At 57.8% G+C, this 15,535-nt stretch carries 8 protein-coding genes and 1 pseudogene; 3 read left to right on the top strand and 6 right to left on the bottom strand.

Features of this window, described 5'->3' with window-relative positions; genetic code table 11:
- Positions 1-106: pseudogene (locus FS320_RS26140) on the top strand (IS5-like element ISMra2 family transposase); the annotation flags it as partial.
- 272 nt (positions 107-378) lie between these two features.
- On the opposite strand, the gene FS320_RS26135 reads toward FS320_RS26140, so the two are convergent.
- The 3 genes from FS320_RS26135 to FS320_RS26125 all read right to left on the bottom strand — a co-directional run bounded on the left by FS320_RS26135 (position 379) and on the right by FS320_RS26125 (position 10,481).
- Positions 379-1,776, bottom strand: coding sequence for a hypothetical protein (locus FS320_RS26135; RefSeq protein ID WP_152714870.1), 1,398 nt, complete (start codon positions 1,774-1,776; stop codon positions 379-381).
- 1,246 nt (positions 1,777-3,022) lie between these two features.
- Positions 3,023-4,306 (bottom strand): IS66 family transposase, encoded by a 1,284-nt coding sequence (gene tnpC, locus FS320_RS26130; RefSeq protein ID WP_152714868.1) that lies wholly within the window; start codon positions 4,304-4,306, stop codon positions 3,023-3,025.
- Positions 4,307-4,430: 124 nt separating this feature from the next.
- Positions 4,431-10,481 carry an Eco57I restriction-modification methylase domain-containing protein gene (locus FS320_RS26125; protein ID WP_152714866.1) on the bottom strand — a complete coding sequence of 2,017 codons (6,051 nt, stop codon included), beginning with the start codon at positions 10,479-10,481 and terminating at the stop codon, positions 4,431-4,433.
- Positions 10,482-11,162: 681 nt separating this feature from the next.
- Here FS320_RS26125 and FS320_RS26120 point away from each other — a divergent pair.
- Positions 11,163-12,239 (top strand): hypothetical protein, encoded by a 1,077-nt coding sequence (locus FS320_RS26120; RefSeq protein ID WP_152714864.1) that lies wholly within the window; start codon positions 11,163-11,165, stop codon positions 12,237-12,239.
- A 40-nt stretch (positions 12,240-12,279) separates the two neighbouring features.
- The gene (locus FS320_RS26115) at positions 12,280-13,341 is read left to right on the top strand and encodes a hypothetical protein (protein ID WP_152714862.1); all 1,062 of its coding nucleotides are present in this window, start codon (positions 12,280-12,282) and stop codon (positions 13,339-13,341) included.
- A gap of 113 nt (positions 13,342-13,454) precedes the next feature.
- On the opposite strand, the gene FS320_RS26110 is transcribed toward FS320_RS26115, so the two are convergent.
- The 3 genes from FS320_RS26110 to FS320_RS45280 are packed head-to-tail and all read right to left on the bottom strand — an operon-like array spanning position 13,455 to position 15,385.
- Complete coding sequence (locus FS320_RS26110; protein WP_152714861.1) at positions 13,455-14,099, bottom strand: hypothetical protein; 645 nt, start codon at positions 14,097-14,099, stop codon at positions 13,455-13,457.
- Between the two features lie 24 nt (positions 14,100-14,123).
- Positions 14,124-15,200, bottom strand: a complete 1,077-nt coding sequence (locus FS320_RS26105) for a hypothetical protein (protein WP_152714859.1) — start codon at positions 15,198-15,200, stop codon at positions 14,124-14,126.
- Positions 15,201-15,235: 35 nt separating this feature from the next.
- Complete coding sequence (locus FS320_RS45280; protein WP_153885329.1) at positions 15,236-15,385, bottom strand: hypothetical protein; 150 nt, start codon at positions 15,383-15,385, stop codon at positions 15,236-15,238.
- Positions 15,386-15,535 lie beyond the last annotated feature (150 nt).

Genomic DNA, 15,535 nt, shown 5'->3' with positions numbered 1-15,535 from the left:
GATCAACCGCCTCAAGCAATTCCGTCGCATCGCCACACGCTATGAGAAGCGCGCTGCCAACTATCTCGCGATGGTCAACATCGGCATGATCATGCTCTGGCTATAGCCCTTTGCAGACACGCCCTAGTCGAGCATCGAAATCCTTCTGCCTGTAGTGAATACGTCTCGCTCCCAATTGGCGGAAGCCGTTACTTAGGATGGTCAGTTTCCGGCGTAGCTTAGTCGATCGGGAGGGCTAGCAGAGAGCGCGGTTCCTCGCTCCCGCGATCGTCTACATCTCGGCCTGAAGCTTGGTCGGAGTTCAGCTATCTTGTTCGTGGAACCGTCCGGATTGTTCATACTGAGATTGCTATCAGCGGCGGGCGAATGGCAATTTCCCTATGGTGAATCCAAGACCACGATCTGATTTGCCGAGAATGACAAATATGTTGATCGCGCAGCTATCTGCGTGCGTGCAGGCACCTTCAACAATAGAACTCTCTGATTTGAGATCGGATGGGCTTTCAGAAATATAAATCGATCGCGGTCGTGCCAGTTAAATGCAAGGCAGTGCACCGCAGCCCTATCTTCTTTAAGCCAAAGATCAAAGTCGACGGGCCCGGCGCCACATCCTGCTACACTTCGATCATAGATTTGGTCTGATAGGGTTTGAGAAGCTAACTCCGCCCAAGCATTTCTAAGAGTTACATACTGATCCGGCGAGGCAGCGCTCGTAGAGAGGCGAGCTGCATCCAGGAGCATTCGTTTGAGGACATCAGGAAAGGTCCTATATGCCTGTGCGAAATTACGTTGAGTGTTTTGCGTAAGCTTAGCAAGTTGTAGCAAGGATCTCACCTTCGACGCCCTGATTTCAACCTTTCGCCTATCAATCTGGCCGCGTATGTCCTCAAGTTTGCGTCTCAATTCTTCTATTAGTGGCCGATAATCACGAAGGAGTTCTGGGTGATCCGTGATCAGTTGGTGCAAGTCGGCTCCTGCTCGTAATATCCCTTCGATGTTGGATTTCTGATATGCTTCAACGGCCCGTTGAGCGATGCCAGCCAAAGAAGCCAGCTGTTTGACCGGGTTGTTGGATGAAGCTGCTGCGGCCTTCCGCTGAAGATCTTCAAATTCGGCAATCTGACGCTGGAGTAGAGGGATGTCTCTAAGTTCTAGAGACCATATCCCGATCTCTTTCAAATCTGTCAGGCTTCCTACAACGTCATTTAAGGTTGTTCGAAGTAGATTCAGATCAATGCGCTTCATAAGCGCGTCAATTGTTTTGGCTGGATCGGTATTGCCGACCTCCAGCAGCCCTGTACGGTTCGCAGAATGGTTCAAAAATGCCTTTAAGCTATATTCGGCAGGCAAATCGGCATGATCTTTTAACAGTTGCTGTAATTCCGGCGGAATCGTTCCCAACACGCTTGCGTCTGGCTCACCGACAAATCCGAGCTTCCTGTAAGGGTCACAGTCATCGGCTTGCTCCCCGGTTATGCCGCGCAAAAGGCACATCTGTTTCGCGTGGATAACGTTTATTAGAATATAAGTGAGATAATCTTCAACCCTCTCGAAGTAATAATCGACATCACCATGCTTAACGGCTTCTACCTGCGCTCGGTCATTGATGGTTTGGGTAAACCGATACTTTAATGCTTGCTCAATGAACCGGATGGCGCCCACGTAATTGTTGCCGGGAAAGTTGTTTTCGGTGATTGAGCGGCCAGTTAGAATCTGTTCGACGAGAGCCTGCAGGTCCGGGGACTCGTCCTCCGTTTCAATGGGGAAGGCTTTCATCGTCGGGTTAGACCCTAGTGTGTGACCCGAGGGTGTTCTGACCCGATAGGGGTTGGTTGGTCCAACGCCAGTTAAGCTAATCCGTTGCAGCAAGGCGGAACCATCAGTTATTGGCCCTCGTGGCGAAGGAGGTAACCAGTCGACTCGAATAGTTCCGCCGGCGCTTCCGCGGAACGACCGCCCAGACAAACCACCGGGCACTCTTAATTCAGCTGCATCACAGGGCTGAAATACTTTACCGTTCCTTTCTGTTTCCCACGAAGCGCCACAATTCGCATCGTCTCCATAGGATCCGAGGCCCCCGAGACCGCCTCGCATCCCCTGAACTGTAAAGATCTTCGGTTCGATAAGCTCCGGCAACTGTGCTCGAATTGGCCGACGAGCAATTGCGTTTGAAACACTATCGAAGTTTGCACTTCGCGCGAGGGTCTCAAATGGATCCTCTTTGCTTGGTGGCACTTTGAGCTCGCGGGCTATGATAAAGATACTCCCTGAACGTGCTGCCTCCCATCGTATCCCACTACGGGGGGCGTCGAGGCCGTTCTGGGCTGCGCCGTGGCAAACTCCCGGGGATTGCCCACGGGGCAGCATAGGCCCTTCGTTTGAAGATGGATCGATTTCGGAATAGCGGTAGTAATAGTCACTGAAGGGTCGGATAAAGCGTCGAGAGCCTGTCAGCATGGGTACCGTACCGCATCCGAGAGTGCTCCGAGTGTTTATCCGAGAGTACGGCGAGGGATGCTGAATCCGCGTCCTAGTGTCTATGAAGGCGCCGTCTGTTATTTCGACTTTATCTGCGAAAATTAGGGCGTCCCCGCCGCTTGTCCTTAGAGGTTTATCGATGACGACTGTTTCTCCAAAGATTAGTACATGCGTCTTCCTCGCAAACCGAAAAGGACGATACTCCGCGACTACATCATCGTCGAGTACTTGCTCCACGTAGGGTATCTCATAGCGGAAGGTTCGGCTGAGTGCCGGGAATGCGTGGAACAGGATGAAAATCAGTCCAATAAGGAGCAACTTCATGGCATGCCGTCGCTGTACTTGCAGAAATACCCCTCCGACATTGTAAAAGAGCGTTCCTGATGTTTGCTAGGCGGGATTTAGAGGTATAAAGGCGTCTGGCCGCAGCTCAAGTATGTGAAGATTAGCGGGTATAGTCTGCCAAGAGGGAGTCAGGATCTTTTATGCCCATGGAACGGCAATCATTGCCGTAATTACCCACGCCCCTATTTCGCACTGAGGTTCAGGCAGACACAGTCTGAAGGATTGTGTTGAACGCATTGGTGGCCGGACCGAGACGAGCCGTGTCAACGACCGTGCGTATGTCCGCCTCGCCCTCGGCGGCCCACATGGAGCGATAGCCGTTGGTCACCTTGCGCTGAATGACGGCGGGTCTGAGCGCGCGTTCGCAGGCGTTGTTGGTCGCCTCAACCAGTCCAGGCCAGTGGGCGAAGGTCAGGAGCTGATCGCGGGCGCGCCGGACCTTGCTCTGAATGTCACGGGCCAGATCGCAGGAGGTCGGCGTGGCCAGGATAGCGTCCAGACTTCGCTCCAGGGCCCGGCGCTTGCGAGCGAGGGTCGAGGCGGCAAGGGTTCCGACCTCCTCCGCCAGGGCAAAGGCCCGGTACAGCCACAGCTGGAGGCGGGAGGGCAGGACATCGGCGCTCGCCTCATCGGCATAGGCGACGTCGCGGGCAAGATGAGCCAGGCAGGTCTGGTGGGCGTCGGCATGGCCCTGTTGCGCGCTGTAGCGGTCGGAACACCAGACCTCGGGCCGGTGCCCGTCCATCAGGGTCCGGACCACGATGGCGCCCCGGGTCGCAGAGGCGTGATGGACCACCGCCTCGGCGCAGCGAAACACCCAATGATAGGCGTTGGAGCCCTCGATCCGAACGCCGGTCTCGTCGGAGGCGATGACCCGGGCCCGGCGCAACGCCGCAACCGCCTTGTCGCGCTCGCCCGCGAAGGCGCCCTGCGCTCGGCGCAGCATGGTCATCAGGCCGCCCTGGCTGAGCGTGAGACCGAAGAGGTCGGCGAACGCGCTTTGCAGCCGCTCGTAGGACAGAGCCTGGAAGGTCTTGAGATAAGTCGCCATGGCATGGACGCGTGGCCCGAACGGTGTCCCCTTGGCGGCGTCCGGCACGGCCGCGGCGATCCGCGTTCCACACGCCCGGCAGCGCACCGCCAGGCGCCGATGCTGGGTGACGCGGGGCGCCACCTCCGGCAGCTCAATCTGCTCGTGGAGGCTGATCGTCTCCGCCGGCCAATCCGCCATCAGGACAGCCGAACAGCACGAGCACCGGTCAGGACGGTGCTCGACCACCTCATCAGGCGTGGCGCTGAGGATCCGGCTGTGGCCTTCATGACCGGGCTTGGCTCCGCCCGGTTTGGAGCGCTCGCGCTGCTCCTTGCGATCGGTCGAGGGCGGCTTTGAGGACGTGCGTGAGGTCTTTTGCGGCCGCTGCAGTCGCAGCACCAGCTCGATCAGCTCTTCCTTGCTCAGACGCTCAAGATCGCTGCGGCCCATACAGGCATGGAATCAGCGAAGCCCGACTCATGCAAGGGCCTGGGTAATTACTCATTGCCCGTAAGCGCTGTGCCCCGATCCTAGGCATCTGGGAGCTAGGACCGGGTTGCCGAGTGAAATAGGCCTAGGAGCCAAAGGCTGTCTTCAACTGAGCGATGGCCAGATCGTCGTTGGCGGCCTCAGGAGGATCGTCCTCCCCGTAGGCGTTGACTGAGGTCGTGCTCTGGCCGCTGAGATCGGGCGTAGCGAAGTCAGCCTGTAGCTGATCCTGGTCCTGACCATCCGCTTCCGCGGTGGCCTGGGCCTCCTGCTCTGCCTCTGCCGCACGCTCGTTGGCAAGCTCTTCTTCGAGGGCTTTGAGCTGCTCCTGCTTCTCAATCAGATCAGCCTCCTCGGGGAACGGAGCCCCTATACGGTTTTTGATCTGTTCGAGCTTGCGCTTGCAGGAAGCAATCCGGTCCTCGCTACGGTCGAGGAGCTTTTCGAGGGCATTGAGCTGGTTGATCGCCCGAGTGGCGATGCCGCCGTAGGCGATATCGTCGTCCCAAGGAAACTGGACCAGCGGGTTCGGATCCCCTGGGATATCCAGGTAGACCTCCGCTTCGTAGCGCCCACGGACGCCGTGCTTACGACCGAAATAGACCAGCTGAAGACCGCCGATCTCGCCAATGGGCTTGGAGCCCTGGACCTCGCTGTTGATGAATGGGACCATGGCATTGCAAAGGGCCTTGCCGAAGTCGTCGCGCTTGTCGAAGACGCGGGAACCGACTTTGGCTGAGAACTGGCCCGTCTCGATCGGCTGACGGGATTGGAGAGCAATCTTGGTCGCTGCGATGCACTCTTCGGAGATTCTGATGAGCTCCTTGTTGTGGTGGCGATCGCGCAGTAGCTGGCCTTGCTCAGAGTTATGGGCTTGGCGCAGGCGCTCAAGGCGCTCTACGTCAGACCGGAGGCCTGCGACCTTCATGTAGCGCTCATCACCCGAAGCGAGGGCAGAGGCCATCTGGAAGGCAGATGCCTCACTGACATCATCCAACGAGCGAACGCTGTCGTCACCATTCATAGCCTGCTCAATGAAGCGGGCCTTGCGGGCGTTCATGCCCCACATGGTCGAGTCATAGGAGCCCTTCGTGGCATAGGCGCGGATCCGGATCTCGGAGTTCTGATTGCCTTGTCGCTCGATGCGGCCTTCGCGCTGCTGTACCGATGCAGGGAACCAGGGCGCGTCCAGGTGGAAGAGATCGCGCAGGCGCTTCTGGACGTTCACACCGGTTTCCATATCGCGTCCGCCCACGAGGATCCGCTTTCTGCCTTCCCTCATGTCCGCGAAAAGCCGCTCCTTCTTCGCGTGCTGCTTGTGATCCCGCATGAAGGCAATGTGCTCGGGCTTGACGCCACCAGCAACGAGCTTTGCGCGCATCCATTCCTTCATATCGAAGCCGCGGTTGGCTGCGGACTGTTCGCCAAGGCCGATATCGGAGAAGACGATCGACGTGGCGCCCTTGAGCGAGTCTACGTTCTTCGTGATCGTGTCCAGGTACTCGTAGTCAGCCGTCTCGTGGTAGGTCGCAATCACGTCGTCGAGCATGCGGTTGAGCTTGCTGTTCGGATCGGGCTCCATGTCCTGACAGACGAAGCGCATGTCGATGGCAGAGAAGCGGCCATCAGCGATGACGCTCAGAATGATATCGTCTCCAGGCTGCGGCTTGCCCGATCTCTGGCGGATGGCCTTGATCCGGGTTTCCAGGAACTTCTGGTAAGCCTTGTAGCCTTCCGGAGCCGGGGTGACGATGATTTGGCGATGGCCTCCCTCGATCATTGGGCGCTCGATGAGCTCGCCCAGTTGGCTGCTATTCAGGATGTCCATGAAGCTGCGGACGCGGCGCATCAGCTCCGGGACGTTGAAGAACCGGCAGAACCGGCTGACGATCTCGTATCCGCCGGCGGCGTTCTGCTCGAAGCCGGCCACGACGTCGCCATATTGGGCGGCCCAGACGTCGAACGTCGCAAGTCCATCCTCGGACAGCTGATCGGGCTGGAAGAAGCGTTGGATCGTGAAGAGTTCGCCCATCGTGTTAGTGATGGGTGTGCCAGAAGCCATGACGACTGCGCGTCCGGGTTTGCGTGAACGGATGTACTCGACCTTCATGAATAGGTCGAGAGCACGCTGCGAACCGTTAGGATCAATACCCTTGATGTTGCCCTGGTTAGTGGCAAAATCGAGCTTCCGGAAGTCATGCGCTTCGTCAATGAAGAGGAAGTCGACGCCGAGTTCTTCGAACGTCAGGACTTTGTCTTTTGCCTCAGAGGCAAGGCGAGCTTCAAGACGACGCTCAAGCGATTCTATTCGGCGTTCGATCTGCTTGCGGGTCAGTCTTTCGCTGCTGTCGATGTCTGCGAGGATTGCTTGCCATTCGGCGATCTGGTTGCCGACGAAAGCTTCATAGAAGGCATCACTCATTCCGATACGGCCGAACGCCGAGTGCGTGATCACAATGGCATCAGGTCCATTGAGGGCGGCCTGTGTGACGAAGCGACGGCGGTTCGCTGTATGGAAGTTATGCTCGTCCGCAATCATGATGTTCGCTGACGGGTACAGCTCGAGGAACTCCCGCGCGAACTGGGCGAGCATGTGGTTCGGAACGCCATACATGGGCTTATCGATTAGGCCCAGGCGGCGCTGTTCCATACCGGCGCAGATCATCTCGGCGGTTTTGCCCGCGCCGACAGCATGCGCCAAATAGGTGTCTCCCTGCTGGATGATGCGCCAGATTGCCCGCTTTTGGTGAGGGTACGGCCGGAAGCGCATGGAGAGGCCCGGCAGGGTCAGGTGGGATCCGTCGAAGTGCCGGGGAGCGATATTGTTGAAGTTCTCGTTGTAGTAGAGCACGAGACGTTCGGCCCGCTCGGCATCGGTCCAGATCCACTTGCCGAAGGCCTCACGCATCTTGATTGCGATATCGTTGCCTTTTTCGGTGGCCTCAACATCGACATGGGTGCGGCCTTCATCGTCGCGCCATGTGATCTTGATCTGCTTGGAGTTGAGAACTGCAGCCAGAATCTCGGCCGAGTTCATCTTGTCGTAGCTCCACTCCGACAGGGCAGGGCTGTAACAGTTGACAGTCCAGGCGCCCAGCTGGGTGTTGTAGGACACCTGCATGCGGTCGCCGATGATCTCCTTGGCAAATGCCTCGATGTCCGAGGGCGGAATCCAGTTGGCGCCGAGACGTACGGTGATGTCGGACGCTGCCAGGTGCTTGGGTTGGACAGCGTTCAGGGCTTCGACGTTTCGGGCGAAGCGCGGGTCGAGCGCCGACGCGGTGACCGCCTCTTTCAGCTTCTGGACGACATTGCCGGACAGGTACTCGTCGGCCAGGATCCATTTGGCACCCGCAGGATCCTCGTAGATGGCCGTGCCGAGTTCCGCGATGGCTTCGGTGCGTCCGGTATTGGCAAGGGCGGCGACATGATCGATGTCGAAGTAGCCAAGGCGATTGAGGGAGACAAACAAGGCGTCCTGAACAGTCTGGATGACCGGCTCAGGATCCCTCTTGAGAACGCGGCCTAGGAGAGCTGCGCCTTTGTGGATTTCCCCTTCCTCGTCGATGCGCTCCATAGCATAGGCGAGGGCCCCTTCGGCATCGATACGGATCAGCGGCTCGTTCTTGTACCGCTTGGTGACACTGGTAGTACCGTCGGGATTGTCCCGCTCGATGGTCGTGTAGGCCAGGATGTGGCCGTGCTTCTTCACAAATGTATCGTAGGTTGCGTTCAGCGCCTTGAGAGAGGTCTCCCAGTCGCCGTCGTTCAGCTGGTCGGCCTGGGTCTTCTTTAGGGCATCGCGAACGCCGATGAAGCCGTTGAGCCAGGCAAGCTCACTATGGCGCAGGGTCAGCTTTTTGCCGGTAGAGTTCACCCGTTCGGTAAGCGGCACGCCAATACCGTGGTCGACCTGCATGACGACGCCGTCATCATTGAGATAGAGCCCACCTTCCTTGCGGTGGCGCGGGTTGTACTCGCGCGCCGGGGGCTCGACCGCAGTGGGAGCCGCAGCTTCCGCGTAGATGCCGGCGGGTAGGCGCAGGACCGCCGCGGCAAAGGCGTCTTCGATGGCGACGTTGGGCAGCGGCTCGACTGTGTATTCCCGCCCCCGGTACATCGAGCTCGTCATGGCGTGGCTGCCGAGCACCATCTCGGGGTGATCGACGAAGTACTGATTGATCGTCGCCGGGCTGCGGTTGACGTCTATGGTCCGGGTTTCAAGCCAGTCTATGCCGTTCGGCCCAATGTCTAGGCCTCGCTTCTGAAGGAACAGGACGTCGGTGACCACTTCGGTACCGGCGTTCTCCTTGAATGCGGTCTGGGGCAGTCGGATGGCGCCGAGCAGATTGGCACTCGCTGCCATATAGCGGCGGGCCTTGCTGTTCTGCTTGTCCATCGTCCCCTTGCTGGTGATTAGGACGACAAGACCGCCAGGCCGGACACGATCTAGGCTCTTAGCGATGAAGTAATCATGCAGCAGGAAGCTATGCTTCTTGTATTCCGGGTCGTTGAGCACGCGGGTGGTGCTGAAGGGCGGGTTGCCGATAGCCACATCGAAGAAGTCTCGCGGGAGGGCGGTCTTGGCATAGTCGCCAGTGATGACGTTGCTCGAAGGATAGAGTAGTCGGGCGATCTGTGCCGTAACGGTGTCATACTCGATGCCCGTATAGCTGCTGCGGGCGGCCATCGCATCGGGCATGAGGCCGTTGAACAGACCAATGCCCATTCCCGGCTCCAACACGGATCCCCCCGCAAATCCCATGTGAGCGAGACCGACGAAGATGCCGGTGATGATCGCTTCGCTCGTATAGTGAGCGTACTGGGTAGTCCGCTTTGCCTCCGCGAATTCCTCGTCCGATAGGGCGGCCCTGATCCTTTGGTTCAGATCCTGCCAGTCGTAGCGGACGTTGCCCCACTGGTCGCCGAACAGGCCGTTGGCGATCTCGCTGGCGCCCCAGCCGGTATACTTCGTCAGGAGGGACTTCTCGTCGTCGGTGGCTTCGCGGTCTTCAGCTACGATCTGCTTCGTGAGCTCGACAATGCTGACGTTCCGCTCGGCAGTCGCCTTCCAGGAGCCAATGCGTGCGATCTCACCGGGTTGGATGCGGTAGTTCTTGCTGACGGAAACGGGCGCTGGAGCGACCGGAGCTGCAGGCGCTGGGCTCGGGCTAGCGGCCACGACAGCCGTATTGTTCTGAGTAGCGGGATCCTGGCTGTCAACATCCTGGTCGGGGACAACGACGTCATTTTGATCAGCATCGGCAGGCTCAGCCTCGGCCGGCGCTGCATCGAGTGCTGTCAAATCATCCTGGTCGGCCGCTGGCGCAACAGGCTCTAGCTGACCCGCAGGGTTTTGCTCCTCCGCGACGACAGGGGCTGAAGGCTCTGCGCTGACTGGGTCGTCCAACACTGCCGGGGCGGCCTTGGCAGCCTCGATGTCTTCGGGCAGGATCAAGCCGCGCTCGATCTTCAGCGAGCCTTCAGGGTTGAGCCCGACGAAGGCGCCTGAGACGGACAGCCAGTGCGGCGGGATATCGTGGCTCTCCAACGGATGGCCGTGGGTCAGCAATGGATGATCGAAGGCGATGCGCTCGAGCTGCGGGTCCTCCGCAGGATACGCCTCGACCCATTTCCAGCCTTCCTCACGGACCTGGGCGATGGTGGTATCGATCTTGTTGGCTGCGAGGCGGACCAGGAGTTGGCGGTTGGTGATGACACCCTGGCCCGGCTCGGCAAGGAGGTCCCGGATGACGGTCCCACCTTCAGCCTCGTAGGCATCGAGCCCCACGAAGACGACGTACTTGTGGGTCTCCTTCAACGGCCCCTGGCTGAGAACAGCTTTGATCTGCTCCGGTTGGAGCTGCCAGTCATTGATCGCCTCAAAGACAGTCCTCTCCTGAAGGTCGTGATCGAGACTGATGGTCAGGGCCTCGATCTGATCGAGACCAATCCTGCCCGCACGGAACGCTTCGACAATCCTAGGGGAGATGACCGCGAGCTTTAGTCGGCTGCGGGCTTCCTTGATGGAAACACCGAGTTTACGGGCCACGAGATCGATATTGAGCCGGGTGGACTTGTTGATGGTCCAGCAGGCCTCGATCTGGTCAGCGATTTGCATTGCGGCTGCGGTCATCGTCACTAGAATCCTTTGGAAAGCGTGCGCGCAGAAGCGCCGCGGTCGCGGAAGCGACTGCGTTTATTTCTCAGATGGGGTTTGGCGGGGGCCTAACCCGGGTTGCCAGTATTCATACTCAGTACAGGGTACTGATCGGTACCCCACCTGAAGTTAAAGTATTCCGGAAAGCCGAGTGGTAACGGAAACTCGATCGTGGCTCGTGTGAGTATTTAGCGATGGCCTTCAACCGGGGCTCTTAAGCAATTGAACTCCTGAGCACCTAGTCCAGCAAAGACTGTAGTTGCGTGAGGTGTATAGCTGCTGAATTCCTAGGAAATCATGGGAATTCCTATGCCAAAACTACCTTCGCTCGCGAGGTCGTTACCTCGAAGTGCCAATCAGCGCCACCCCGTTTCCGAGCTACTACTTGAACTCACGAAAATTCTCATCCATCTCAGATTGGATTAGGAGGCCCATATGCGCGCTTTGACTCGCCGTGCTGTGTTGCAGTCTCTAGGATCTGGTGTAGCGATCGCTGTCGCACCAGTGCCGCTTCCTCTCTTAACGAGAACGGCATCAGCCTCATATGCGGCCGCCGCTATTGCAGTGGCGGCGATAGTAGCGGGAGCTATAATATCCCATAATTCAAGGGACGCGACGGGAGCCATAGTTAGGTCGATTCTTCCCCGACTTAGGGTGATGGCAAATCAGCTCTCCTCGATCCAGAGCGCCACTGCGGACATATTAATCAAACTGGCTCAAATGAACGAACAAATTCGAACCGACTTACGCAAACAGTCGGTCCGGGACCTTCATCGTGAGATAAAGAGCTGCGTCGCCGACTATGCCCGCGAACTAAGAACCATTGACGAGTATGTGGATCACGCCGCTTGGTTGAACGCTAAGCGACAGGACGACCTAACGGACATCCTACGCCGACTCTCGAAATCCAGATCCAACCTACAAGTCGGCGACTACCCCACGGACTCAGACGCCGCAATCGCAGTCACAATTGCATCAGTGACAGAAGCAGCGCTTCTAAATCATCTCGACTACGATGGGCCAACTGCGCGTTCACGTTTGAAGGAATACGTCAAGTGGATCGACAGGATAGTCAATCCTCATGAGCCAAGTTCAGCCGCACACGAGGTAGTCGATCGAAATAACCAGAGGACAGCGCAACTAGACGAGCTACGGTCCGGACCTTTCGGCCAGCAGATGGAACGCGCTCTGGGAACCAGCTTAGCGCCGATAGAGCGATGCGTTGCAGTGAACTATGCTATGACGCACGCCAATGGCAGGAGATACCCTCCACCGGAACAGGGACCAGTCACACGCCAGTGGGCAACTTCGTATCTAAGAAAAGTTCCTGCGTATGAAAATCCGGAGTTTCAAACCGAGTGGGATCGCTTGATCGCAGTTGTTGAAGGTGGGCATGCCATCTCGCGTCCAAATTTTACTCTGTTCAATCTCTGGCCCACGCCACCTTTCAAGGCGAATGCGACCGCACCTTTCCAAGCCCACGTACCAAGCAAATGCCAAGAATTCAGAGCGTCTGCACTCAGAGGAACTAATCCAGGACTGCCAGCCCAGTTGCGTACGATCGAGGAGGCACCTGAATGGCATACTGCGGTCCAGCAATATGCCACATTCAGCGCTCAGATCCAAAGATTCAACGAAATCACACTAGAACTGGAGTACGCACGATCCACGGTAGAGGCAGCATTGCAAACGAAAAAAGCGCTTTTGGAGATAATCGATACTTATAGCATCTAGCCCTGCAATGATTCAATCGGACTGCCGTGTGGAGGTCACAATGCTGAATGCGATTGCAAAGGTTGCACTGATAGCATCAGGGGCAATGCTCTTCGACCAAGCGATCTCTGCCGACAGCATCGGTAAAGAAACAGTCCACTTTGCCCAATACACAGAAACCGTTCGTCCGCCCACTGTACCCCCTGGCCCGCCCGTGAGCCCACCGTTGATGGGGAACAAGCAGCTATACACCCTTGCACAAAAAGGGATTTGGGAACTCACAAAATCTGCTTCCGACTCTCGCATAAGCAGCGAGTTGCAGGAAGCTCTGAGCAGAGCTGTGAATCAAGCCGCGCAAGCATTAACCGCCTCGAATGCTTCAGGGGCTCTCTACATGGCAGCGTATGAGCAACAGAGGAATGCGGATTCGTACGCGGGTCTAATGCCTCCAAACGTGTCCACCCGGCTAATTGGCGGTAACCTTCGGTTCGTTGGCGTTGGCACATCACCTATGCGAACTCTAGCTGTCTCCTTCGCACGGAATAACGTCTACAAAGACGCTGACTCTTCCAAAGACTTCGTTCCGCTCAGAACGGAGAAAGCCTTTTGGATTACGAGGGACGAAAGCAATAACCTAGTTACAGAAGCGTTTGATCTACGCCCAATGGAAAAGGAGGTTCGGCATCGATTCATAGATACAAAGTTCAAGGAACGAACTGTGATTGCCGAGCGCTTTGAGCTTCTAGGCAACTCGTTGGATCGATTGGTCACTACATCCAAGGACGATCACCTGCGAGTTAGGGCGGCGCAATTGATCTTAGAGCGAGAGGCGGCTCTTGAAGCCTTGAACAAACTCGATGGCTCGCTTGAGCATGAACTGAAGAAGGCACGTAAATCTGCCGCGCAAGTCCGGAGCATGCAAATCGCTGGAGCCGTATTAGGTGTTGCCGGTGCCGCCACAGGCGGAGGAGCGACTCAAGGCCCAGTTTCGCCAAAAAACCCCACTTCCACTTCGGACACTACCGGCTCCGCTACTCCCAACAGCGTCCTTCTGGACTCCCGGACCTACGAGTTTCTAAAGGACAATGAACAACCAGTAAGTCACATTCCGAACCCGATGTGAAAGATCACAAGATCAGCATCCTTGTGCGTGCAGCTTCGAACGAAGGCTGGTGAGCGACGGCTTGATTCTGATGCATGGCACCTATCGCGATAAGTATGAAGTTCTTGGGCCTGCTACCAGATACCCCGGGCAATAATCCGCCTGGCCACTTCGATCCAATAGGCGTCGCCGTGACCATGCCAGCCGTCTAGGAGTTCGGCTCCTTCTGGAACAGTGCCGCCGAGTGGCAGGAGAACGATGGAATCCCCATAGCGGTTGATTACCTGCCCGTCATAGGTGACGGTGACCTCTCCCTGAGTGACGCTCGGCCGATGCCGTTCGATGGTGACCTTTGAAGCGTCGAACGTCGGGTGCGGCCGCGCCTCCTGGAAGAGGATTTTCGCCCAGGCCTCCGTAGGAGTGTAGCGCCCAAGCAATGAGCCGGCGGCAGCGCGGATCTCATGGCGCCCATCATGGTCAGTGAGCGGGTCGCGGCGATGTACGAGCCCTCTGTCCTTCAGTGCTTCCGTGAGGGTTGGTTGGTCGATCAGCTCGACTTCAAGGTCGTTGCGGTTGCGCTTAGCCCGGAATCTATAGAGTTCGTGTTCAAACTCGATCCACGGCTTCCGTCTTGTCGGAGACGTGGGGGCATCGAGCATCGCTTGGGCTGCGACCGCACGAAGGGTTTCCCGGTCCTCGGGGGTGAGACGGCTGTCGAGGTCGGCTGCCAGGATCAGGAACGGATTATCGGCGCGGCCAATGATATGGTCTTTGAACATGGTGTTCCTGGAATGTTGCCGCGGTCAGGGGGCCGTATGGCTTTCAGGCAGATGGACGTCGTGGGTAAGGCCGGTGGTCTTGTCTGTCACTCGGAAGTGCCAGGAGCAATTCTCTGGATCCGTTAGGATGTTCCGAGTGAGTTCAGCAGCGACCGCGGGGCTGGATGCGTCCATGTCGATCGACCATGAGACGAGATAGTCGCGGAACTCGGGGTCGCCATCGGCGCTGGGAAGATTGGCCGAGGCGCATTCCTCGGCTGTTCCGTTGGCGACGAGCCCGAGATCGATCGCATTCGGCCAGCGGGCGGCCATGATGGACGAGTAGGGCGCTCCGAAGATGGCGAGAAGTGCGGAATCAAGACTGCGGCGCTCATCCTCCGTGGTCGAACCACCCAGTGACATCCGGTAGGCGAGAAGAAGGGCCTCGCTAACCTGGTTTGGCTTGGTCTGGATGCCGAAGTACGACCGGATCGCCTGCTCAAGCTCCACGTGGTAGGGGCCGGAGTGTCCGACTTCGTTCTTGAAGTCATAGGCGAGCTGATCCATGGGATCGGTGTTGTCCTTCAAGCTGAGGGCGTCCTCGCGTGGCATTGCAAGAATCTGGTCGGTGACGTCGATCCCAACGGCGCCGTCGGTCAGCTCGCCGAAGGCGGAGAAGTCATCGTGGGGCACGAACCTGGCCATGATGCGCTTGGGAGATGATGCAGCCTTCCGAGCTGCTAGGGTGGCCTCCGCCTTCCGAACCGCATCTCCCGCGAGTTGGACCATGTTATCAAGAGCTGCGCCCATTACATCAGGATCGGAATTGCCATTGGCGGGCCACGACTTGATCGTACGCAGAACCTGGAGGAGGGCAGCTGTTACGTTGCCGTTCTCTGGGATGATCGCCGTCTTGGACGGGAGGACTGTGGGTTCTTCCACGTCACCCTCGAACACAGGCATCAGCAGGTACCTCTGTCCTCCGGCGAGTTCCGCTATGGCATCGACGGCGTAGGCTGGGGACATGACCTCGAATGACCGGAGGTCGAGAGGATCGGTATCGTCTCCCTGGATGTTAACGCCAGCCGCATCGGCCAGCTGGAAGCCGAGAAGTGTGGTCATGAGCTAGAGCTCCGATTGATATAGAATGCAGGCGATCAGGCGGCCTTCGCGAAGTAGGCTGCGATGGAGGCTTCTAGCTCGATCCGGTAGGGACCTTCATGATCGATCACCAAACCGGCCGCGACGGCGAGTTCGTTGGTTTCGTCCTGATCGTCCTTGAGAGCCAGAGCTTTGTCGCGCGGCATCTGCAAAACCCGATCGGTGACGTTGTAGCGCGACGCGCGAATGTGTGAGTAAGGCGACGGCCAGATTTACGAGATGTCGCCTCCGGTTGAAGTCGACCTACCGTGTCACGGGACGACACGGAGGAGCGCATGAGCCGGCTCGATCAGGAG

The sequence above is a fragment of the Microvirga tunisiensis genome, assembly GCF_009296175.1.
Taxonomy (GTDB): Bacteria; Pseudomonadota; Alphaproteobacteria; order Rhizobiales; family Beijerinckiaceae; genus Microvirga; species Microvirga tunisiensis.
The sequence above is the reverse complement of the archived record's forward strand: the minus strand, read 5'-3'. Positions and strand labels throughout refer to the sequence as shown.